General features: G+C 32.4%; 19 protein-coding genes and 1 other RNA gene. 5 read left to right on the forward strand and 15 right to left on the reverse strand.

Translation table 11 applies throughout. The annotated features are described in order from the left end of the window. From U9R23_02435 to infC, 12 genes are all read right to left on the reverse strand, one after another. Positions 1-2134: hypothetical protein (locus U9R23_02435; protein MEA3475293.1), on the reverse strand; the 2134-nt coding region annotated here is incomplete at its 3' end. 150 nt (positions 2135-2284) lie between these two features. Beyond that, on the reverse strand, positions 2285-3193 hold the full coding sequence (locus U9R23_02440) for a tetrahydrofolate dehydrogenase/cyclohydrolase catalytic domain-containing protein (protein ID MEA3475294.1): 909 nt from the start codon (positions 3191-3193) through the stop codon (positions 2285-2287). Between the two features lie 219 nt (positions 3194-3412). Continuing rightward, entirely contained in the window at positions 3413-4201 is a 789-nt protein-coding gene (locus tag U9R23_02445) for a TIGR00282 family metallophosphoesterase (protein ID MEA3475295.1), read from the reverse strand. 155 nt (positions 4202-4356) lie between these two features. Next, the gene (rny, locus tag U9R23_02450) at positions 4357-5910 is read right to left on the reverse strand and encodes a ribonuclease Y (GenBank protein ID MEA3475296.1); all 1554 of its coding nucleotides are present in this window, start codon (positions 5908-5910) and stop codon (positions 4357-4359) included. An 18-nt stretch (positions 5911-5928) separates the two neighbouring features. After that, positions 5929-6106: non-coding RNA, 6S RNA (gene ssrS, locus U9R23_02455), on the reverse strand. 81 nt (positions 6107-6187) lie between these two features. Further along, complete coding sequence (locus tag U9R23_02460; GenBank protein ID MEA3475297.1) at positions 6188-6457, reverse strand: cell division protein ZapA; 270 nt, start codon at positions 6455-6457, stop codon at positions 6188-6190. Positions 6458-6479: 22 nt separating this feature from the next. Then, positions 6480-6824, reverse strand: coding sequence for a hypothetical protein (locus tag U9R23_02465; protein MEA3475298.1), 345 nt, complete (start codon positions 6822-6824; stop codon positions 6480-6482). Positions 6825-6829: 5 nt separating this feature from the next. Further along, positions 6830-9232 carry a phenylalanine--tRNA ligase subunit beta gene (pheT, locus tag U9R23_02470; GenBank protein ID MEA3475299.1) on the reverse strand — a complete coding sequence of 801 codons (2403 nt, stop codon included), beginning with the start codon at positions 9230-9232 and terminating at the stop codon, positions 6830-6832. Positions 9233-9342: 110 nt separating this feature from the next. After that, the gene (gene pheS, locus U9R23_02475; GenBank protein ID MEA3475300.1) at positions 9343-10365 is read right to left on the reverse strand and encodes a phenylalanine--tRNA ligase subunit alpha; all 1023 of its coding nucleotides are present in this window, start codon (positions 10363-10365) and stop codon (positions 9343-9345) included. 5 nt (positions 10366-10370) lie between these two features. Then, positions 10371-10730, reverse strand: coding sequence for a 50S ribosomal protein L20 (rplT, locus tag U9R23_02480; GenBank protein MEA3475301.1), 360 nt, complete (start codon positions 10728-10730; stop codon positions 10371-10373). Positions 10731-10878: 148 nt separating this feature from the next. Continuing rightward, positions 10879-11073, reverse strand: a complete 195-nt coding sequence (rpmI, locus tag U9R23_02485) for a 50S ribosomal protein L35 (GenBank protein ID MEA3475302.1) — start codon at positions 11071-11073, stop codon at positions 10879-10881. A gap of 102 nt (positions 11074-11175) precedes the next feature. Next, positions 11176-11811 carry a translation initiation factor IF-3 gene (gene infC / locus U9R23_02490; GenBank protein ID MEA3475303.1) on the reverse strand — a complete coding sequence of 212 codons (636 nt, stop codon included), beginning with the start codon at positions 11809-11811 and terminating at the stop codon, positions 11176-11178. A 179-nt stretch (positions 11812-11990) separates the two neighbouring features. Between infC and U9R23_02495 the strand changes: the two genes are divergently transcribed. The 3 genes from U9R23_02495 to U9R23_02505 all read left to right on the forward strand — a co-directional run bounded on the left by U9R23_02495 (position 11991) and on the right by U9R23_02505 (position 16477). Next, the gene (locus U9R23_02495; GenBank protein MEA3475304.1) at positions 11991-14636 is read left to right on the forward strand and encodes a HEAT repeat domain-containing protein; all 2646 of its coding nucleotides are present in this window, start codon (positions 11991-11993) and stop codon (positions 14634-14636) included. A gap of 88 nt (positions 14637-14724) precedes the next feature. Beyond that, the gene (gene lpxB, locus U9R23_02500) at positions 14725-15873 is read left to right on the forward strand and encodes a lipid-A-disaccharide synthase (GenBank protein ID MEA3475305.1); all 1149 of its coding nucleotides are present in this window, start codon (positions 14725-14727) and stop codon (positions 15871-15873) included. Next, positions 15851-16477, forward strand: a complete 627-nt coding sequence (locus tag U9R23_02505) for a lysophospholipid acyltransferase family protein (protein MEA3475306.1) — start codon at positions 15851-15853, stop codon at positions 16475-16477. The genes lpxB and U9R23_02505 overlap by 23 nt, the downstream gene beginning before the upstream one ends. A 5-nt stretch (positions 16478-16482) precedes the next feature. Here the strand turns inward: U9R23_02505 and U9R23_02510 are convergent, their stop codons facing one another. Next, positions 16483-16827 carry a hypothetical protein gene (locus U9R23_02510; GenBank protein MEA3475307.1) on the reverse strand — a complete coding sequence of 115 codons (345 nt, stop codon included), beginning with the start codon at positions 16825-16827 and terminating at the stop codon, positions 16483-16485. Between the two features lie 528 nt (positions 16828-17355). Here U9R23_02510 and U9R23_02515 point away from each other — a divergent pair. Further along, positions 17356-19140, forward strand: coding sequence for a peptidylprolyl isomerase (locus tag U9R23_02515; GenBank protein ID MEA3475308.1), 1785 nt, complete (start codon positions 17356-17358; stop codon positions 19138-19140). 47 nt (positions 19141-19187) lie between these two features. Here U9R23_02515 and U9R23_02520 read toward each other — a convergent pair whose 3' ends face one another. Continuing rightward, positions 19188-19925, reverse strand: a complete 738-nt coding sequence (locus U9R23_02520; protein MEA3475309.1) for an alpha/beta fold hydrolase — start codon at positions 19923-19925, stop codon at positions 19188-19190. 246 nt (positions 19926-20171) lie between these two features. Then, positions 20172-20534 (reverse strand): hypothetical protein, encoded by a 363-nt coding sequence (locus U9R23_02525; GenBank protein ID MEA3475310.1) that lies wholly within the window; start codon positions 20532-20534, stop codon positions 20172-20174. 461 nt (positions 20535-20995) lie between these two features. Between U9R23_02525 and U9R23_02530 the strand changes: the two genes are divergently transcribed. Beyond that, positions 20996-22289: hypothetical protein (locus U9R23_02530; protein MEA3475311.1), on the forward strand; the 1294-nt coding region annotated here is incomplete at its 3' end.

The following is a 22289-nucleotide window of genomic DNA, read 5'->3' on the forward strand; positions in this document are numbered from 1 at the left end:
AATTGTTTACACTTGGATTACCCCAAACAATATCATCGGTGTTTAAAGCAGATAAAGTATCTGCTAATCCAGCATAATCTTGTAGGAAATTAGTCTTTGCATAATAAGGGTCACAAACTTTTGCACAGCCAGTAAATAATAGATTACCACCACTGTTGAGGTAAAATCTTAGTATATCGTAATGGTTTACTAAATGGACATAAGAGAAAAGTTCTTTAGGATTGTTAGAGTGCCAAATAATAAGTTCATATTGCTGAACATCTGATGGCGCAAAATATGGCGCAATATTCTCTTCATCATTCCTAATATCTTTATTAGAATTGGCAATATCAGTAAAAAGTAATTCATTAAGATCGTAAATACTATCACTATCACAATCTTCCAAAAGATGGTTATAGAAAGTATCCACAGAATCCTCAATAGCATATATATTGGTTTCTTTTGTATCATCTACAAGAAGGATTCCACTTTTATCATCTGCTCCTTTTCGTTCATAAAGTACAAATTCAAATGATTCAGGAGTTGTATCAATAGCACCCTGGTAATCAACTGCTCTAACAGTGAAAGTATGTTCGCCGGGAGAGATATCAAATAAGTTACATTCTTGTTTTTTGTATATGGGAATTCTCATCCAATCTCCCAATTCATCACTAACAATTTCAGTAGAAATGACTGGTAAACCAATTGTACCACCATCTAATTGAATATCCATATAAGCTATATCACAGAAATATTGTTCATATATACCTAAATTTTCGTCGTAATTATAGGTATTGCCTTCAAAACTTGTCGTTTCTTTATCTGGCACATATTGATATTCGCCAAGATAATGCCACTTCATATGTATTTCAATATCGTCAGACCAGATAGCAGAAATATTACCATTCTTATCCATATAGAATCTATCTGCATAATGCAGTTCACCTGCTGTGATAGATTTACTTGGAACCATCTCTTCTGTAGTTGACATATAGGGCAGATAACTATATTCGCCAAGAACATAAATATGTGGAGTAATATTTAAGCGATGATCACCGAATATGATGTTATAATATGATGTCCATGATTTCCACGAACTCATAAAAGGACAGGTTTCAGGTTTGAAATGACCCCTCACAAAGAAAGTCATTTTTGCATAATCAGGGTCTTCAATTCCAGCTTTATCAACTGTTTTTACCTGTATCTGAGTTACTCTATCAAATTCATTCACTTTTAATGTTGGTTTCAAAGAGTCATCTTCAGGATAATTTTTCATAAGTAATACTTGCGATTTATTATCATTTTCACCCGGATCATCTGGAAAATCTTTAGTTGAATACCAAATTGTGCTATCTAAGACACTCGCCTCATTCCATTCAACAGACATAGAATCTGCTACATTTGTTCTTTCGTAATAAACAAGACGATATTTAAAGTATGCAGGGTCACTTCCATATATATCATTATCTCCAAGTGCGGTAAAGTTGAACAGAATTGCTGTACCAACACGGCAAGAATCAATTGCACCTTGCGAAGTACATACACTGGTTTCTGGAACATCTGACCAGGTAACAAAGTATTTTACAGCAGTTTTAGAAACTTCACCACTGTTATCTTTACACTTAACTTCAAATTTTCCAAAGTTCTTTCTGAAATCTGTTGTATCAGTAGATGGGAAAAATACGGTTGCTCTTGGATAACATTCATCAGGAGGAGTCCATATAGATTTTTTTGCTTTTGGGTCACTAAGAGGAATATCTCTGTCAGCACCTAGGGCATAGTGCCAAACCCATCCAGAATCATCAACTGAAAAACCATAAGCTCTGTCATAAACCCAGTCATTTGATAGAGAATCCCAGGTTCCAATACGATATGCATAACTTACAACATTGCCATCTACATCCCAGGCATTCCAATAAATCTTCTGATAAAAAAGAGAATCATATATAGCAGGGTCAATTAAGCTTCCGATTTCCTCAAACATAGTAGAATCTGACCATGAAGTGTCAGTTTTTGCAATACCACTGTATTCAGAAATTTCAATTTTGGGATTTTGATTCTCGTTTAAAATGCCTTTTCGTCCACAGCTAATAATTGTAATTAAACTTGCGATAATGAAAATACCTATAATCACAACATATTTATTCTTTAACATTTCTACCTCCCATAATTGAGCAACATTTTTGTTAACAATTTTAATAAGTCAATAAAAAAATTATTTTTTTTAAATTTTTTTATTTTGCTGATTTATTTTTGAACTAATTAACTTTTATTCTCGTTTCCAAACCCCTATTTAGGAAGGCAATTAACATTTTAGCCGAGAGACTCCCCAATTTAATTGGGGACTACTCCATATAGCAGCTTTTACAACATTAGATAAAAGAGTAGCAGTTGTAATAGAGCCAACTCCACCAGGTACTGGGGTTATCGCTTTTACTTTTTCAAATACACTTTCATAATCAACATCTCCTACAAATTTATACTGTTCTGATTTCTTGTCAAAAATTCTATTAATTCCTACATCAATAATAATTGAGTCTTTTTTAACCATCTTTTCAGTAACAAAATAAGGTATTCCAATTGCTGAAATCAAGATATCCGCTGCTTTTGTTGTCTCTTCCAAATTTTTGGTATGAGAATGGCAAATAGTAACAGTTGCATTAGCATATTCACACTTCCTTAAAAGTAAATTTCCTAATGGCTTACCAACTGTGTTGCTTCTCCCTAATACTACTACTTTTTCTCCATCGGTTTTAATATTATAAAATTTAATTAGTTCCAAAATAGCAGCTGGCGTACAGGGCATAAAACAATCCTTTCCAAGTAATAATTTGCCAGCATTGAGAGGATGTAAGCCATCTACATCTTTCTGAGGACTAATTGACATAATAACTTTATCAATTCTTAAATGAAGAGGTAAAGGCATCTGTAATAAAATTCCACTAACACTTTTATCTACATTAGTTACTTCAATTTGTTTGATGAGTTCATCCTCTTGAACATCTTGTTCAAAAGAAATCATTCTTGTGTTAATTCCAATCTTGTTCCCAGCTTTTATAATATTTTTAGAATAGTAATCTGATGCAGGATTGTCTCCGACTATAAATATCGCTAATAACGGACCAACTCCCTTATATTTTAAATTTGCAATCTCTTCTCTCAAATTTTCAAGAATCTCTTTTGCTACAACTTTTCCTTTTAAAACTTTTTCCATATTTCAATAAAAATTAGCATTTAACTCAGATTATGCGTTAAGAAACAATGCAATTATCAGAAGATTGCCACAAGATGGCTAAATAAAAAAGTTACGATAATTAGATTCAAAACTCGTTCTTCACCCAAAAGGTGAAAGACAGTATTCGCAAAGATCCTTATATAATTTGTGAATATCTGCGTTCATCTGTGGCATATGCATATTCTGGGTTTAATCTTCTCACTTTTCTAATGGGATTGACAATCTTTGAATATCTGTTGCTCTCCCTGTTTGCTCGTCAATTGAGACAATAACACCATTTAATTGTAGATTTTCCTTTGCAGGATTAAATCTGACAGGAATTTGCTTTATAAATCGATTTATTGCATCTTGAGTTCGTACTCCTATTACAGAATCGTGAGGACCTGTCATTCCTGCGTCAGTTATATAAGCAGTTCCTTTGGGCAAAATTCGTTCATCAGCGGTTTGGATATGCGTGTGAGTTCCAATTATTGCAGATACTTTTCCATCAAGATACCAGGCAAAAGCCATCTTTTCTGCTGTTGTTTCAGCATGAAAATCAATAAAAATAATATTTGTAATTTCTTTCAACTTTTTGATATAATTATCTGCACATCTGAATGGGCAATCCACAGTTACAGTAAATGCTCTGCCTATTAAATTAATAATTGCAATTTTAATTTTCTTTCTGGATTCATAAATAAAAAAATCATTTCCAGGTGCTTGAGGCGGATAATTAGCAGGCTTTAAGATTCTCTTTTCATCTAATAAAAATTTAATTATCTCTTTTTTATCCCAGAGATGATTGCCACTTGTAAAAATATCAATACCAATGTCAAACATCTGTTTGGCGGTTTTTGGAGTAATACCTCTTCCACCTGCGAGATTCTCACCGTTTGCAATTATTAAATCAAAATCTTCTCTGGATTTAAGAAAAGGAAGCAATTGTGATACAACTTTCCTCCCGGGTTTTCCAAAAATATCTGCAATGAACAAAATTTTTATCATAGTTTTTTTGAAACCTGATACTTATTATATTTATGGATGATAAACATTTTCTAAATTAAACGAAACAAATATTCCTCTATGGGTATCTTCCAATATCAGTGGGAAATAGACCAATTCAACCGATTCAACTAATTTAACTGATTCAACTGTTTCAACTACTTTGCCAATGCTGTTTTTCTAACCTCTCTTATGACAGTAACCTTAATTTGTCCAGGATATTGAAGTTCGTCTTCAATCTTTTTAGCCACATCTGAAGCCAACATTTCAGCTTGAGCATCATCAATATGATTGTGTTCCACCATTACTCTGACTTCTCTACCAGCTTGTATGGCGTAACATTTTTGAACCCCATCAAATGATGAGGCAATATTTTCTAAATTCTCTAACCTTTTCAAATATGATTCCAGCGTTTCCCGTCGTGCACCTGGGCGGGAGCCGGAAATAGCATCAGCGATTTGCACGAGAACGGCATAAAGGGTTTCTGCTTCTACATCTTCATGGTGTGCTTCAATAGCATTAACTATAGTTTGTGATAGACTATATTTTTTTGCCAAATTAGCACCAATTTGAGGATGTGATCCATTAACCTCATGGTCAACAGCTTTTCCAATATCATGTAACAAACCTATTTTCTTTGCTAGAGTTTGGTCTACACCAATTTCAGCTGCAATCATACCACATATCCAGGCTGTCTCAATGCTATGCTTAAGAACATTCTGTCCATAGCTTGTGCGGAATTGTAATTTTCCAACTAAATTTTCCAAAGGTTTTGGAAGGTCATTAATACCAAGATCAATACAAGTTTGCTTGCCTGTTTCAACAATTATTTGGCTTATTTCTTCTTCGGTTTTTTTAACTGTATCCTCTATTCTGCCTGGATGGATTCTTCCGTCAGATATTAATTTTTGCAAAGACTTACGAGCAATTTCCCTGCGTATAGGTTCAAAACTTGAGAGAATCACTGCCTCAGGAGTATCATCTACTATTAACTCAATTCCTGTTCTATTTTCAAAAGCCCGAATATTTCTACCCTCTCTACCAATAATTCTGCCTTTCATCTCTTCTGAAGGTAACGGAACAACCGAGACACAAGACTCTGCAATATAATCAACAGCGGTTCTCTGAATAGTAGAAGCTAAAACTTTGAGTGATTCCTTCTCTGCTTCAGATTTGGCTTTATCAATTATTTCTTTCCGAACTTTTGTAGCATCACTTTTCGCTTCATTTTCAAATCGCTCAAGCAATTTTTCAATAGCGTTCTGCTTATTCATTTGAGCAATCGCCATTAATTTTTCTGTTTGGTCGTCTATTAGCTTCTGCAACTTTTGCTCCTGCTCTTTTAGTTGAACTTGCTTTTGATTAACATGTCTTTCTCTATCAGAAACAGATTGTTCTCTTCTATCAAGCTTTGATAAACGTTCTTCAATACTGCTAATTTTTTGATTATATCTGTTTTCAAGTTTGTGCAATTCCTTTTTTCTATTTTCAATCTCCTTTTCTAGATTTGACCTTCTGGCATACCATTGTTCTTTTGCTTCTAATTCCGCTTCCTTTTTTATAACTTTCGCTTCAGAAAGTGCCTTTTCTTTAATTCTTCTTGAATTCTCTTTTGCATTGTTAATTCTCTTAATTGTTAAAATACGGAAGGAAATCCATCCCAAAGCAATTCCTACTAAAACTGTAATTGCCAGAGTGAGATATTGTATCATTTTTCATCCTTTCAATAAAAAAGACCTGTCCTTGCCGTGTAACAATTTGTTTGAACTGTATTTCAATAATGGGCATCCTTATAGATATTTTATGAGTCCAACTGCAATGAAGGCATTCACGCCATAACTAATCGAACACCCTATAGTTCAAGTTTAGCACAAAACAACATTGTTATCACAAACAGGATAGGCCTTTTTCAAGAAAAGAACAAAATGACTTAAATACTTATCCTTTTACAAATATAAGCTATTTTGTAACAAGCAGATTTACAGAAATTTATTTCTCAGAAAAAGAATCTAAAAGATTGGATATCTTTTTTAAATACTTTTCAACTTCAGATAATTGATCCTTTTGGGTAAACATCTCCTCAATTATATTTAATCCACATAATATTGATAATTTATACTTAGATTCAATGTTAGTATCAACAGATAACTCAGTTAATTTTGCATCAAGATATTCTGCATATTTTTTAATATCAGTTGGGTCCACATCACCAGCTATTGAGTATTCATCGCCAAAAATATTTACAAAAGTATTATTCATATATTTTTATAATTGATTTACTTTATTCAGATTCTTTTTCTTCAAGCACATCATCAATTGCGGTAAGTAAGGCATCAACTCTACTATCAATAACGTCTGCCTGTTCGGTATAACTTTTTAACTTATCTTCTTTTTGTGCTAATTTATTACTTAGTTCAGATGCCTGCTCTTTATAATATTGCAAGTCCTTTTCAAGTTCTGCTATGCGATTTTCTGCTCTATCTTTATTAAGGAACAGGTCTTTGTATTTATTATTTAATTCTTCTTTTTCTCTTAATACACTATTATATTTATCTTTTAAAGCTTTATATTCTGAAATTAGATTTTCAATCTTTTTTTCAATTTTACCAAGCAAATCAACATTCATTATTTTTACCTTAATGTAATTTTGTGTTCATTTAATAATTTATTAACAATATTGTCAAATAATTTATTAACATATTCATCCGTTAATGTTGATTTATCTGATTGAAAAGTGATGCTAAAAGCCATACTGCGATATTCTTCTTTAATTTGCTCGCCTTGATATACATCAAATAATCTGACATTTTTTATTATTTCCGAATTAATTGACTTGATAGTTCTTTCAATTTCTGCAACAGAGACTTCTTTTGGAACCATAATTGCTATGTCACGAAGCACAGGTGGAAATTTTATCACTTTCTTATAATATATTTCCTCTTGTTTAATATAATTAAGCAAGATTGAAACATTAATATCAAACAGTATTGTATGAACTTTAATCCCAAATTTAGATAAAATATCCTCTTGCAAGGTTCCTAATGAGCCAATCTTTGTATCACCAATAAATACATCAGCACTTTCACTAGATAAATAAAAAGGCTCATCAGACTTTTTGAAACTCATATAATGTGTGCAATGAAGAATTTTAAAAAGTGATTCTACAATACCTTTTACATCAAAGAATGAAGACAATTGAGATTTAGAATTCCAATATTTTGGTACAAAGTCTCCAACTATTACACCAGTTAGTGAAATAGGTTCAAGCGATGTATTATTGCTATCTTTAAGATAAATTTTATTTAGTTCAAATAGTTTAAAATTATCAAATTTATATGACAAATTTAATGCTACATTGTTAAGAAGGTCTGGAATTAAGGTAGTCCTCAAGATGGAAAATTGCTCACCTAAAGGATTTGATAATTCAATTGTATTTCTTCTATAATCATTTTGTGACAGATTGAGTTCATCAAGCACATCTAAATTTGCAAAACTGAGATTGCAAACTTCATAAAATCCTAAATTAACAAGATGATTTCGTATCTTTCGTATTGTCTTTCTTTTAAGAATATTTTCTATTCGCGGTAATGTAAATTGGGAACGAATATTTCTATAACCATAACATCGTGCGATTTCTTCTATAAGATCTACTTCCCGTTCCAAATCCAGCCGGAATGTGGGAATAGTTACTTCAAAATCTTTGCCTTTTTCATAAACCAAAAATTCTAATTTTTGTAAGTATGATTTTATGGTCTCAGGCTGTAGTTGTGTATCTAAAATGTTATTTACCCTGCTAGTTCGGAGAAAGATTTTTTTAGGCAAAACCTTATCAGGATATACATCTACAATGCCTTTACATATTTCTCCGCCGGCAGTTATCTGAATTAGCTGTGCAGCACGGTCAATTACTTCTTCTAATCTGTTTGTGTCCATCCCTCTTTCAAACCTGTATGAAGATTCAGATTCAAGATTTAGATAAAGAGATGTTGCACGGATATTCCTTGAATTAAAACATGCACATTCTAAAACAACATCCTTTGTTTCAGGGAGAATACTGCTATTAGTTCCTCCCATAATACCTGCCAGAGCAATCGGCTTCTCAATATCAGCGATGACAAGATTTTGATAAGATAAGGTATAAACCTGTTCATCAAGAAGTTTTATCTGCTCGCCATCTTTTGCTCTCCGAACTATAATTTTCTTGCCAGAAATGTCCGCATAATCAAAAGCATGTAGCGGATGACCATATTCCATTAAAACATAATTTGTTATATCTACGATATTGTTTATGGGACGCAACCCAATGGCTTTAAGCCTTTTTTGCATCCATTTTGGTGAAGGTTTAACAGTAATATCTCTAATCATCCTACAGCAATAACGAGGACAAAGTTCTGGAGCATTAATTTTTACTGACATAAGTTCTGAAGTTGGTTGTTTTCCGGACATATCAGGCTCAAATTCTATTTTAGGTGGAGTATACTTTTTACTCAGCATAACTGCAACTTCGCGAGCAATCCCGAGCATTCCTAAAAGATCAGGTCTGTTTGGTGTAATTTCCACATCTATGATATAGTCATTAATTTTTAAAACTTCTGCAAATGGGGTTCCTATATTCCAATCATTCCTTAAAACCATAATTCCAGAATGGTCATTGGAAATACCTAATTCTCTTTCAGAACAGATCATCCCAAGAGATTCTACTCCACGAATTTTAACTTTTTTAATCTGAGAATCCCCAACAATAGAACCAACTTTTGCAACAGGAACATATTTACCTTCTTTGACATTTGGTGCTCCGCAAATAACAGATATTGGCTTGTCTTCTCCCACATCTAAGATACAGACAGATAACTTATTTGAATTCGGATGTGGCTTTACAGACAAAATTTTACCAACAACGATATTTTCATATTCATCACCAAGATGAGTGATTTCCTCAACCTCAATCCCAAACATTGTAAGTCTCTGACAAAACTCTTTGACAGGAAGCTCTATTGGGATAAATTCTTTCAACCAATTATAGCTTATTTTCATAATTAATTATCATATCTTTTTATTGCCAACGAAACACAGAAAGTAAATTTAATCTTTTTTATTAAAGCGAAAAATCTGTGGTAAAAAAATCTTTTATCTATTTGTGGAAATTACACAAATTGCCTCAAAAATCTCAAATCATTTTTGAATAACATCCTGATGTCAGAAATTCCATAACGCAGCATAGTTATACGGTCAATACCTAAACCAAATGCAAAACCGGTGTATTTTTCTGAATCGTATTTAACTTCTTCTAAAACTTTTGGGTCAACCATTCCTGCACCGCCCATCTCTAACCAGCCTGTATTCTTACATAATTTACATCCTTTCCCTCCACAATTTATACACAAGATATCAATCTCAGCACTTGGTTCAGTAAAAGGGAAGAAATGTGGTCTGAAACGGGAATGCGTTTTTTCACCGAAGAATCTTTTTACAAAAGAATCCAGAGTGCTCTTCAAATCAACAAATGTAATACCGACACCAACGACTAATGCTTCAAATTGGTGGAAAACAGGCGAGTGTGAGGCATCAGGCTTATCGTTACGATAGCATCTTCCGGGTGCTATTATACGAATGGGTGGTTTATATTTCTCCATTACCCGAATCTGTACAGGCGAGGTTTCTGTGCGAAGTAGCATCCCATTTTTTAGATAGAAAGTGTCACTAAGATTCCTTGCTGGATGCCATTCTGGAGTATTTAATGCATCAAAATTGTAATACTCAGATTCAATTTCTGGGCCTTCAGCAATTTCAAAACCGAGACTTATGAAAATATCTTCAATTTCTTCCCATACCTGAAATAAAGGATGTTTAGCACCAGTTTCAATTGGTCTGCCGGGAAGAGTAATATCTATCTCTGGTTTAGTTTTAGACTTCTTCTGTTTTATAATTAAAAGCGCCTCTTTTCTTACACGGATTAGCTTTTCAATCTCTTTCTTTGTCTGGTTTAATAGATCACCAATTATAGGTCTCTGCTCGTTTGAAAGTCTCCCTATTTGACCCAATAATGAAGATAGCTTGCTTTTTCTCCCCAAGAATTTAATTCTAAGGCCTTCAAGTTCCTTCAAATTTTTACAATTAGGAATCTCTTCCAGAGCTTTCTGTCTTAAAATCTGAATTTCTTCTTTCACTGTTGTTACTCTTTTTCAAGTTTCTTTTTGACAGATTTTACAATTGACGCAAATGTTTTTGGATTGTTGATAGCCAGTTCAGAAAGCATCTTTCTATTTAAATCTATCTTTAACTTTTTTAACCCAAAAATAAACTGACTATAGTTTAAACCGTGTTCTTTTACCGCAGCATTGATTCTAATTATCCATAGTCTTCTAAAATTTCTTTTTCTATTTCTACGGTCCCGATATGCATATTGCCAACCTTTTTCAACTGCTTCACGAGCTGCACGATAAAGTTTACGACCACCTCTATATCCTTTTGCGTGTTTCAGAATCTTCTTCCTTCTTTTTCTTGACGCTACATTATTTGTTACTCTTGACATAACAACTCCTTATTAAATCCTAAATTCTAAATAATATCAAAACTCTAATATTTTAATTTCACTCATTGCAAGTTCTTTTTGAGTTTTAGATTCTTGTAATTTGAATTTATTTAGTATTTAGAGTTTAGTATTTAGAGTTTGATCTCTTTTATGATGCTAACATACTTTTTACTCTTTTTTCATCAGCAGACGAAACATATCCACCTTTTCTAAGACTCGCTTTTTGTTTAGAGGATTTTTTTGTCATAAAATGACCCCGATAAGCCTTATTCCTCTTTATCTTTCCGCTTCCGGTTCTACTGAATCTCTTAACAGCAGATTTCCTTGTCTTCATCTTTGGCATATAAACTCCTATATGTTTATTTCAATCTATCATTCTATATTTCGGGTTCTTATAAATACTTTTATAGAAAGTAGTGAAAAAGTATAAGATTTTTAAAAATTTTTATGATTTCTTTTTACTTATCATAAAGGCGACTAAAAATCTACCTTCACTCTTTGGTTCATTTTCAAAAGTACCAAATTCTTCTAAATCTTTCCGTAATCTTTCTATCAAATCATAACCAAATTTCTTATGGGTCATCTCCCGACCGCGGAATCGTATTGTGATTTTTACTTTGTTGCCCTTATCCAGGAAATTTTTTATATGATTTAACTTGAAATTATAATCATGGTCATCTGTTCTTGGACGGAATTTTACCTCTTTCAAATGTACTGATTGTTGCTTCTTTTTTGCTCCTTTTGCTCTTTTTGATTCCTCAAATAAGAACTTACTATAATTAATAATCTTACAAACAGGTGGATTGGCACTGGGCGCAATTTCAACTAAGTCTAAACCATACTCGCTTGCTTTATCTAAAGCAACATTAATAGAAACAATCCCAAATGATTCCTTTTCTGGACCTATCAGACGAACCTTAGAAGCTCTAATTTGATTATTGATTCGCTTTCTATTCTTATTCCTTCTTGGCTTCTGCCATCTTGAATATCTTCTACTTATAGTTATTTTCACCTCCATTAAAAAAGGTGAGCAACTGCTGTGCTCACCTCTTACATATTTTTTATTTAGCCTTATTGGCAATCCTGGACGCCATAAGGTAGAAACCAGCAGTTCCTTTTTTATTTTTGGCTACTTATGTAAGTTATGAAAAAGAAGTCAAGAATTTTTGAGAGATAACTATTTTTCATAAAAGGATTCTTGTTAAAACTTTGACATAAATTTCCAAAAAGTCTTAACATAAGTGTAAATTAGGAGAGCAAATGAAAAAATTCTTTATAATATTTCTACTTTGTGGGAGTATAATTTATTTATATGCAGACAATTTTCAACCATTAGATATCTTACAGAAGACTCATATAGATTCTGCCTTATCAAAAATCAAGATGACGAGGGAAGACCTTACTTTTAACCTTAATCTAACAAAAGCTGATACTTTCCGTCTTTCTTTGATAAACAGATTGTTTAGGAAGCCGTTGTCTACTTTTAATGTTTGTGATTCAATTGCTGAATATCACTTTCAAAACATAGAAAACCTTGATTCTCTGATTATCTTTGATTCAAAACTTTTGGATGTTGATTTTAAAAAATCTGAAACAGCTAAACCCAAAGAATTTCAATTAGAAATTTCATTTGAAGAACTTCATCCAACTAATAAGAAAATTTTAACATCAATATTAACAGCACTTCCAGAGATTATGAGTAATATTGATTCTGCATATTCGTCATTTTCTGACAGTGAATTGGTTTTTCTAAAAAAATATGCAAAAGAATATTTCTTACAGTCCGAAGATATTAAGGAAAAAAGTTTGAAAGAACTTAACGAAGCAGAAATAGAAGATAGAGAGAAAAGCAAAAAGTTCGGAAAAATTGCATCTAAATTAGAAAGAGGAAATTTGGTTAACGCTGCTGTTTTAACTTCTCAACTGATTTATACAATAGATAGTCTGGTTTTCGCTTCAAAAGACTCTTTATTTTTCAATGATAAAATTGCGTTAGAAACCGAATATGGAAAAATTGCTATAAATCCTTCTAATAATACGAATATTAGCAACTATATTTTTGTAATTGATTATACTGGAAATGATATATACAAATTTTCAAAAGAAAATAAATTTAGTGTAATATTAGATTATTCAGGAGATGATATTTACATTGGAGAAGATTTTTGCCAGGGTGCTGGATATTTTGGTATAAATTTTCTGATTGATTATAAAGGAGACGATTTATACTCTGCGAAGAATTATGCGCAGGGTATCGGCTATTTCGGTATTGGAATTTTATCTGATAAAAAAGGAGATGACAAATATTTTGCTCAAAATATGGTGCAAGGTGGCAGCGCTTATGGTATCGGGTTACTACTTGATAATAATGGCAATGATACTTATGAATGTTGCCTTTACGGACAAGGATTTGGCTTCTGTTGGGGTTTCGGGGGACTTATAGACAATTCTGGAAATGACAACTATCTTGTAACACAAAAATATGTTGATATACTTCGCTATGACGAGCACTTTGAAAGTCTCTCGCAAGGATTCGGATTCGGTATGCGGCCATATTATTCTGGTGGGATTGGCATCTTGGCTGATAAAAATGGAAATGATAATTACCTTTCAGATATTTACGGTCAAGGTGTTGCGTATTGGTATGCTCTTGGTGGACTTGTTGATAGAGAAGGAAATGACCATTATAAATCCTACCAATACGCACAGGGCGCAGGAGTGCATCTTGCTTTTGGCACTTTGATAGATTATTTTGGTAACGATAATTATAATTCAAAAGGCGTCTCACAAGGCTGCGGACATGACTATGCATTTGGTGGATTATATGATTTTCAAGGAGATGACAATTATGTATGCTATGACTTATCTCAAGGAGCAGGAAATGCAGATGCAATCAGTTTTTTCCTTGATGCAAATGGAGATGATGGCTATATTGCAAAGCGTGATATAACTATGGGATATTCAGATTTAAGAAGAGGGTTTGGATATATCGGTCTGTTTTTGGATTTGAATGGCAATGACTTTTATGGTTCTCTTTGGGGAGAAAATAATAATTACTGGATTCATTCAACTTATGGGATTGGGGTTGATTCTAAAAATTCATATTTAGATACTCTTGCACCAGGTAAAGAATATGATATGAAACCTGCAGATGAACCACTTGGAGAGGATATTGAAACACTTTTTATGCAGGCTTCAGCAGCATCTCAGAAATTTCAATATTTAGTCCAACCAGCCAGAGAAAAGATAATTGCAATGGGAGATTCTGCAATGCCATTTCTTGTAGACAAATTAAATACTGAAAGTGCAAGAGAATCGCATGCGTTGTATGAAATGATTCCAAAGATTGGGAAACCTGCTGTCCCATTTTTAGAGAAAGTATTGCAGGATTCTGTGAAAGATAAAATCAGATTTACTATGATAATCTTGGGAAAGATTAAGGAGGAAAGCAGTTATCCAATATTAGCAGAATATACACAAAGCAAAAATCCTTCTTATAGAGCATCATCTATAAAAGCACTTGGGGACCTGGGCTACTCAAAGGCAATCCCGTTATTTATTGAAAGTCTTAAGGATAGTATAGTATCTGTTCGCAGAGAAAGTGCAATTGCATTGCAGAAGATAAATAATCAGAATGCAGTTTTGCCCTTGATTGCTGCTACAGATGACGAATTTCAGGAGGTTCGTTATTCAGCAGAAATTGCTTTAATAAAAATAGGAGTAGACGCAGAAAAAATTATCCAGAAAAATTATTCAAAAGTAACAGTCCGTTCAAAGAAACATCTTATAGGATATTTTGCAAAATGTAAGGGCAAAACCAATAAAAAATTTCTTAAAAAATTATTGAAAAACGAAACCAATGAGGAATTGTTATTTCAGATTAAAAGAGTGTTTAATAATTATTAAGGATTATGTTTTATCTTACCAAAGAATTTATTAATAACTTTTTTCAATCAATCTTGACTATTAAATCACTTCCTCAAAATTAACCTTTATGAAAAACATCTTTATATTAGCAGGTGAACGGTCTGCCGATTTGCATACTTCTGAATTTCTAAAGCAGATACAAAAACCGGATTCAAAACTAAAATTCTGGGGCATTGGTGGTCTCAAAATGCAAAACCTTGGGTTTGAATCTATTTTCCCTTTTGAACGGTTTTCTGTAATCGGTTTTGCAGAGGTTCTAAAACATCTTGCATTTTTTCGTCGGGTAATAAATAAAATTAAAAAAGAGTTTATTAAGAGAAAACCGAGTTTGGTAATTCTGGTGGATTATCCAGGATTAAATCTCAGAATTGCAAAGATTGCTAAAAATTTGAAGATCCCTGTTTTGTATTACATCAGTCCACAAGTGTGGGCATGGAAAAAGAAACGAATCTATAAAATTAAGCAATATACGAACAAAATCGCAGTTATTTTTCCTTTTGAAAAAGAGTTATACGAGCAGATTGGTGCTAATGTTGAGTTTGTTGGGCATCCTATCGCAGAAGAGATAACATTTCAACTTTCAAAAAAAGAATTTGCCCAGAAATATAATTTGGATAAAAAAAAAAAATGGCTTGCTTTTATTCCAGGAAGTCGGGATGTTGAAATAAAACGGATATTACCTGAAATGGTTAAAACTATTCAAAAACTGGGAAAAAGAGAAAGTAATAACCATGAATTCCTCATATCCCTTGCAGATACTGTTTCCAAAAAACATTTTTACCAAATCATTGAACCAATAAAAAATTATATTTCAATTATAGATGAGATTTATGAACTTATGAAATATTGCGATTTGGTTATTTCAAAATCAGGAACTTCAACATTAGAAACCGGGTATATTGGCACGCCAATGATTGTGGTTTACAAAACTTCTTTTCTTTCTTATCTAATTGCAAAGCATTTTGTTAATATAGACATGATAGCCTTACCAAATATTGTAGCAGGTAAGAAGATTGTTCCAGAATTAATTCAGAAAGAGGTAAATCCAACTAACATTATCAATAATATTGATTTAATTCTTAATAATGAAAGAAATTATAAAAAGATGAAAGAAGAATTTTCAATATTACAAGAAAAGTTAGGTAAGAAAAAGGCTTCACAAAATGTGACAAAAATTGCTCTTTCAATGATTAATGAAACAGGAAACAAGAAATAAAATCGTTCAGGTATTTGGTTCCTCTTTGATAAACATTCTTATTGGTAGTTTACACATTCAAAGAATAGATAAGAAATATTTAGATAGTGTCAAAAAAAAGTATGGAACAGTAATCTATGCTTTCTGGCATAACAGGCTGCTTATTCTCTCTTACGCACATCGTTTTGAGAACATTCATATTTTGGTTTCAAAGCATAAAGATGGTGAGTATATAGCACGTGCCTGCTCAAGGTTAGGCTACAAAACGGTGCGAGGTTCAACTAAAAGAGGTGGTATGCGAGCTATGAAAGAATTGATTGATGTTGCATCCCAGTATGATATTGGAATTACTCCGGATGGGCCTCGTGGACCAAAAGAAAAAGTTCAGGATGGTATACTTTATTTAGCCTATAAGACAGGTAAGCCCATAATTCCTGTGTCTTGTAACACAAAAAGAAAGTGGGTATTAAATAGTTGGGATAACTTTATAATTCCAAAACTTTTTTCACCAGCAAAAATAATTTATGGTAAGCCAATTTTTGTAACTAAAAAAGACGAAATAGATTTTAAAAGAGAATCGTTAAGAAAAAGCTTGATTGATTTAGGTAAAAAAAACGGCTGTTAAAATATTCATAATAACTCTAAGAATTTTACAAATAGATATACTAAAATTGTGGTACACGCTCCCATAATAAAATATTTATACTTATCAGATATAATAAATGTATTTGATTCATCTTCTTCATTAAGGTGCGTATGTATATGGTGATTATCTGTTCTGGACTTTTTTATATGGATTCTTTTCTTTACTACGGCTATTCTAAACTCCTTTCTCTTGAGCCATACAACTTCACCTTTGGAATTGAGGAATGGAAGAAGTCCCCTTCTTCTTTTATGATAAAATTCTTTCATATCCATCCCTCTATCCTGGGCATTCTCGTTAAAAATACGATATAGCAATTCTTCCTTATTCATTTCCATGTTTATACCTCAACAAATCATTTAGTATCTTATTCACCCTTCGTAGTACTACGGAGAACGGGTCAATAATATTCGTATAATTTTTGGCAAGAAATTTTTATTATACTCTGAAATTCTTTTGTAAAGTCTATTTAAATGACTAATAACAAATTTCTAATTTCTAATAATCCCGACTTGTCGGGACAAATATCAAATTATAAAAATTAAAGCATTGATTCCCAGGAACCTACATTTTGCATATTTGGAGATTTGTGATTTGTCATTTTATTTGACATTAGATATTAGGATTTTGAAATTATTGTCCCTGATTTAATCGGGGATTATTATTGACTAATATTTTCCTTTTCCGTCTGGGCGCTGAGACTGATTAGTTCTGGCTTGTCCAGATTATGTATTCAAAACAAAATAAGAATATTATCTGTCAATAAAATCTTGTTGACATTTTAAATTAGTTCAAAAAAACTTGCATAGTTTTTGATAAACAAAATTTTTTATCAAAATTTACTAAATACAAGGAGATATATGCTTAATAAAATGCGAAGTATGGCCAGACCGATTATATGGATAATTGCAATTGTGTTTATTGGCGGAATGGGTACAATGGGCATTAGAGGAATGTTCAAGGAAAAATATTATGTTGGAATTATTGATGGAAATAAAATAAAATATGATGAATATTATAAAATGCTCCAGAAAAGCTATTCTAACTATATTGAAAACTCGGAAGATAAAGAGATTGATGAACAAACTTACAGGCGGCTTAATGACCAGACATGGGACCAATTAGTGCAAAGCATTGTTTTGGATAATGCAATCAAAAAGTTTGATATTAAAATCTCGTCCAGAGAAGTTGCAAATAAAATGCTGAATGAACCGCCTGATGTTGTTCTTCAACATGAAGGTTTCCAAACTGATGGTGAATTTAATATGAATAAATATAAATCAGCACTCAAAAATCCCCAGATCGATTGGTCCTGGCTTGAAGATTATTATTACAAAATTCTTCAATATGAAAAACTTATGAATATCATAAAATCAGTCGCTATTGTTACTGATTATGAAGTCAAAAAAGATTATATTGAGAAAAATACAAAGGCAAAAGCTGATATTATTGTGTTTCCTCTTGATATGATTGATTCTGTGCAAGTTGCTGAGGAAGAAATAAAAGAATATTACCATAATAATATAGAAGATTTCAAGGTTGGACCACAGAGAAAACTTAAATATGTAAAAATTCCATTAGAACCAGGTCCAGCAGATGTAAAAGAAGCAAAAGATAGAATTGAAAGAATTCACCGGATGGTTTTGGATGGTGAAGATTTTGCAGAATTAGCAAAAGAATATTCAGAATGTCCATCCGCTTCTAAAGGTGGTGATTTAGATTTCTTTGGAAAAGGAAGAATGGACCCAACTTTTGAAGAAAAAGCATTTTCTCTGAAAAAAGGTGAAGTGAGTGAACCAATAAAAACCAGATTTGGATGGCATATTATCAAGGTTACTGACACTCGTATTACAGATGGCGAAAAAGAAGTGAGAGCAAGTCATATCTTGATTAAAGAACAACCCGGTGCAGAAACCAAACAAAATCTTGAAAAAGTTGCTTTTGATTTCTATGAACAGTGTAAAAACGATAGTTTTGAAGTAGTTGCAAGAAACTTTAATTATGAAGTTCAAGAAACAAAAGAATTTAAAAAAGATGAGCGATATATTCCTGGAATTGGCAAGGTAAAAACTCTTATAGACTTTGCGTATTCAAATAAACTTGGTGCAGTGGCAAAACCTTATCTAAGTATATCGGGAGACTACTTTGTTGCAATGATTTCATATAAAATTGGAAAACATTATCAAGATTTGGCGACAGTAACAGATAAGATAGTTACTGATATTGAACGAAGCAAAAAAATGGACTTACTTTTTATCAAGGCAGACAGTATTGCTGCTCAGATTAACCCGGATAATTTCTATAATATAGCAGAAAATAACAAGCTTGAAATTGTTAATACAGAACTGATAGCACAGAAAGCCTATATTAAGGATATAGGTAGAGAAGAGAGTTTAAATAGGGCTATCCTTGATTTAAAAAAAGTTGGAAAAATATCATCTCTGATTAAAGGTAAAAAAGGATATTATTTAGCTAAATTAGTTGAGTTCCAACCTGCTGATATGCAAAAATTTAAAGAAGAAGAAAGCAAACTTAAAGAAAAGATGATAGCAAGCAAAGAGAGTCAAGCTTACAATACCTGGTATCAGAAAGCTAAAGAGGATGCTAAAATAAAAGACTGGAGAAGTGAATTCTTTAGAATGTAAATTTTTAAAAAGGCGATTGGCAAATCTCGTCATGTTAGATAGTCAGCTTATTGGATAATTCCATAAAAATTCATAAAAGTAAGAAGTGAATCGGAAATTGGACTAACATTTATATTCAAATCATTGTGTCCATGTCCTGTTACTTCGCACCAATGTTTGTGTTTTGAACCAGCCTTTTCAAATATGCGTTTTCCAAGTTTTATTGGAATTCGTTTATCTTCATCTCCGTGGATAACTAACAATGGACAATCTATATTCTGGATCATTTCGTCAGGCTGTGGATGTAATGTTAATAACGCATCATCTGGTTGAAGATTTATACACCAGCGAATATACCAGGGTAAAAATCGTTTCCATTCTGGTATTGTTTCAGCCGCTGAAGTCATTGGAGCCATTAATATTAAACCATCTACCTTGCGATTTGCAGCTACTTTTATGGCAAAGGTTGTTCCAATAGAATAACCGAAAACAAATATAGGCATATCGGAAATATTTAGACTATCCTTCAAATAATCATATTCCTCTAAGGCGTCATTAGATATGGTGATAAAAGAGGGAGCTCCATCACTGAATCCATAACCACGATAATCAAAAGCAAGAATATTGCATTTTAAATTTATTGATAACCAATATAACTTAAATTGCGATGAATATAGAGTTTCACCATTTCCATAAAAGTATAACATTGACTGTTTATATTCCTGTGAACGAAAAAGCCAACCTCGAATAGTTGTAGAATCTTTAGTAACTAATGAAACATTTTTCCATTTTACCTTATCAGACATAAGAGGTAAACGACGGGGATAAAATAAATCTTTTTCAGTAACAGTTTTAGTACAAGATATAAAGATGAGTAGTATACTGAAAACGCAAACAATGAGAGTTATCCGAGTAGACTGAATTTTTATAGATCTCATAACAAATTTATAGTTTAAGCCATTCGCTTCATATTTACATATTAACTGTTTTATTATCACAGGCGGTCTAATAGTCTATTAACTGGTCGCCTTTTTTGTTGTCTATGTTAAAATCTATTTTAAAATATGGTCAGGAAATTCAGCCTGATTAGGACACTTAACTATTACCTCGCCGGTATTAAAATCACCACTTGCAATATACTTATCCCCAACCCCATTTTCAGGACATTCATATGCATATTTTAGATAACCAGTACGAACCAGTTCTACAAGGTCACCATTAAATGACTGATGTCTATCAGCCATATATTCCTCAATTGCTTTTTTTATTTTTCCCATATTTTCAATACATTGCTCTTGCTTTTCTTTTGCTCTTACATTGTAGAATTGCGGTATTAAAAGTATAAAAATTAATGCAGCAAAAGCAATAATACTTATTATAGTAAAAACAGAAAAACCTTTGCTATGTCTTAACATTATATCTCCTGAAAAATTATTTTCTGTAAAATTTTTTATCTTATAATTTTTAAGTCAAGTTTTATTCTTTCAAAATTTTAGTAATAACTTTTATTTGACAAAATTATTTTTACTTTTGCAAAATGTATTTAAGAATATTGAGGTATAAAGTGATGAAAAGGATACAAGTATTTAATTTGATTAACTACAAATCACTTACTTACATTTTAGGAATACAGTTATTTAACATAGTTTTCATATTCCGAACTCCGAATTATTAATTCCCCCCCGTAGAATTCAATCAATAGAATACATAAAAAATATTATAAAATTTGTTAATGTTTTGGCAATTGGAAAGAGAAATAAACATATTTTTGTTATTGGAGAAAATAAGTTCACTTAGTTATGCTTGCCCTTTCTCTTTCTTTTTATGTGAATAGGCAAGCTAAAGAAGGGAAAAATAAAATATTCTGGAGGAAAAGATGAAAGCACAGAATATAAAAAATAGATGGTGGATACACATTCTAATAATAGCTTCATTATTGTTAGTAACATTATCTACTAATGCACAAGCGGATTGCCGATTACTGGGTATGATAGCCAAAGATGATTGTTATTTATATAATGAAACAAATATGGTGGAAGATTTGTTAGATGAATTGCAAGTACAAGGTGGATATTTATACCCATATTATGATGGTTGGTGTTTATTATTTTATAGAGATGATAACGAGATAGTATTGGGTTATGATATATGGAGAGATGCAGATCCAGCCTATAACGATAATGACTACGATATATTCCAAGAAAACTTTGTGAACCAAGATATAGAGGCAACTGTTGGAATGGGTCATGTAAGATATGCTACAAATGTTACTGGTATTCCAGACCCACATCCATTTGTATGGCAATATGAACCTTATGCACATCAATTTACTTTTGCTCATAACGGAACTGTAGATAAGTATTATATAACTTGGCAGATTAATGGGTTCTTAGATTGGTGTCAGGAGAATGGATTTGAACCACAAATGTATGGTGGAACAGGTGACTGGTGGAATAATCTGAACTTTGTAGTTGATACAGAAATATACTTCTTCTTAGTCATGTGGAGAATTTATTTAAACGATGGTGATATTATATTGGGAATTCATGAAGCTCTTAATCTTATTAGTGGTCTTACTCAATACCCCAATACAGCCAAGAATTTCATATTCTCTGATAATACAGGTTTATATGCATATAGAGAAGTAGAATATGCGACTCCGGCTTCTTATGAACTTTATTATTTTGATGATCCTAACTATAATATCTTGGCAGCGATGAGTGACCCACCTGGAAATAACGATGGATGGACTCCTATGGAAGATGGCACATTAGCATATATTCCTCGTGTTGGTAATGCAGTAGTTTTTGAGAATTTTTATTCAAACGATGTTTTTGTCCATCATCTAAAAGGTGGTCCTAGTATACGATGGAACTGGGTATCTTTCCCTGTAATGGAATATATTGAGCCGGAGGGAACTAATGCTCTGGAGGTTCTGGCACCAATATTAGACCCTGATATTCTAGATAAAGTTGTATTTGAAGCTCAGGATGTAATCTGGTATGATGAGGAATTGGGCTGGCAGAATACAATCCCTGATAATAATTTCCACACCATAGATGGTTACAAGATAAGGATGAATCAGCCCGCTGTTCTGCTTGTTTCTGGGGATTGGGAACTTCAAACAACAGAAATACCTTTGTATGAAAATCAAGAGAACTGGATTGGTT

This window comes from Candidatus Cloacimonadota bacterium (assembly GCA_034722995.1).
GTDB lineage: Bacteria > Cloacimonadota > Cloacimonadia > JGIOTU-2 > JGIOTU-2 > JAGMCF01.

Bases quoted from the DNA above. Each gene is read 5' to 3' on its own strand.
- U9R23_02440 (MEA3475294.1), bottom strand. From the start codon at position 3,193: ATGGAAAAAGTTTTAAAAGGAAAAGTTGTAGCAAAAGAGATTCTTGAA.
- U9R23_02445 (MEA3475295.1), bottom strand. From the start codon at position 4,201: ATGATAAAAATTTTGTTCATTGCAGATATTTTTGGAAAACCCGGGAGG.
- rny (MEA3475296.1), bottom strand. From the start codon at position 5,910: ATGATACAATATCTCACTCTGGCAATTACAGTTTTAGTAGGAATTGCT.
- U9R23_02460 (MEA3475297.1), bottom strand. From the start codon at position 6,457: ATGAATAATACTTTTGTAAATATTTTTGGCGATGAATACTCAATAGCT.
- U9R23_02465 (MEA3475298.1), bottom strand. From the start codon at position 6,824: ATGAATGTTGATTTGCTTGGTAAAATTGAAAAAAAGATTGAAAATCTA.
- pheT (MEA3475299.1), bottom strand. From the start codon at position 9,232: ATGAAAATAAGCTATAATTGGTTGAAAGAATTTATCCCAATAGAGCTT.
- rplT (MEA3475301.1), bottom strand. From the start codon at position 10,730: ATGTCAAGAGTAACAAATAATGTAGCGTCAAGAAAAAGAAGGAAGAAG.
- rpmI (MEA3475302.1), bottom strand. From the start codon at position 11,073: ATGCCAAAGATGAAGACAAGGAAATCTGCTGTTAAGAGATTCAGTAGA.
- U9R23_02495 (MEA3475304.1), top strand. From the start codon at position 11,991: ATGAAAAAATTCTTTATAATATTTCTACTTTGTGGGAGTATAATTTAT.
- lpxB (MEA3475305.1), top strand. From the start codon at position 14,725: ATGAAAAACATCTTTATATTAGCAGGTGAACGGTCTGCCGATTTGCAT.
- U9R23_02505 (MEA3475306.1), top strand. From the start codon at position 15,851: ATGAAACAGGAAACAAGAAATAAAATCGTTCAGGTATTTGGTTCCTCT.
- U9R23_02510 (MEA3475307.1), bottom strand. From the start codon at position 16,827: ATGAATAAGGAAGAATTGCTATATCGTATTTTTAACGAGAATGCCCAG.
- U9R23_02515 (MEA3475308.1), top strand. From the start codon at position 17,356: ATGCTTAATAAAATGCGAAGTATGGCCAGACCGATTATATGGATAATT.
- U9R23_02520 (MEA3475309.1), bottom strand. From the start codon at position 19,925: ATGTCTGATAAGGTAAAATGGAAAAATGTTTCATTAGTTACTAAAGAT.
- U9R23_02525 (MEA3475310.1), bottom strand. From the start codon at position 20,534: ATGTTAAGACATAGCAAAGGTTTTTCTGTTTTTACTATAATAAGTATT.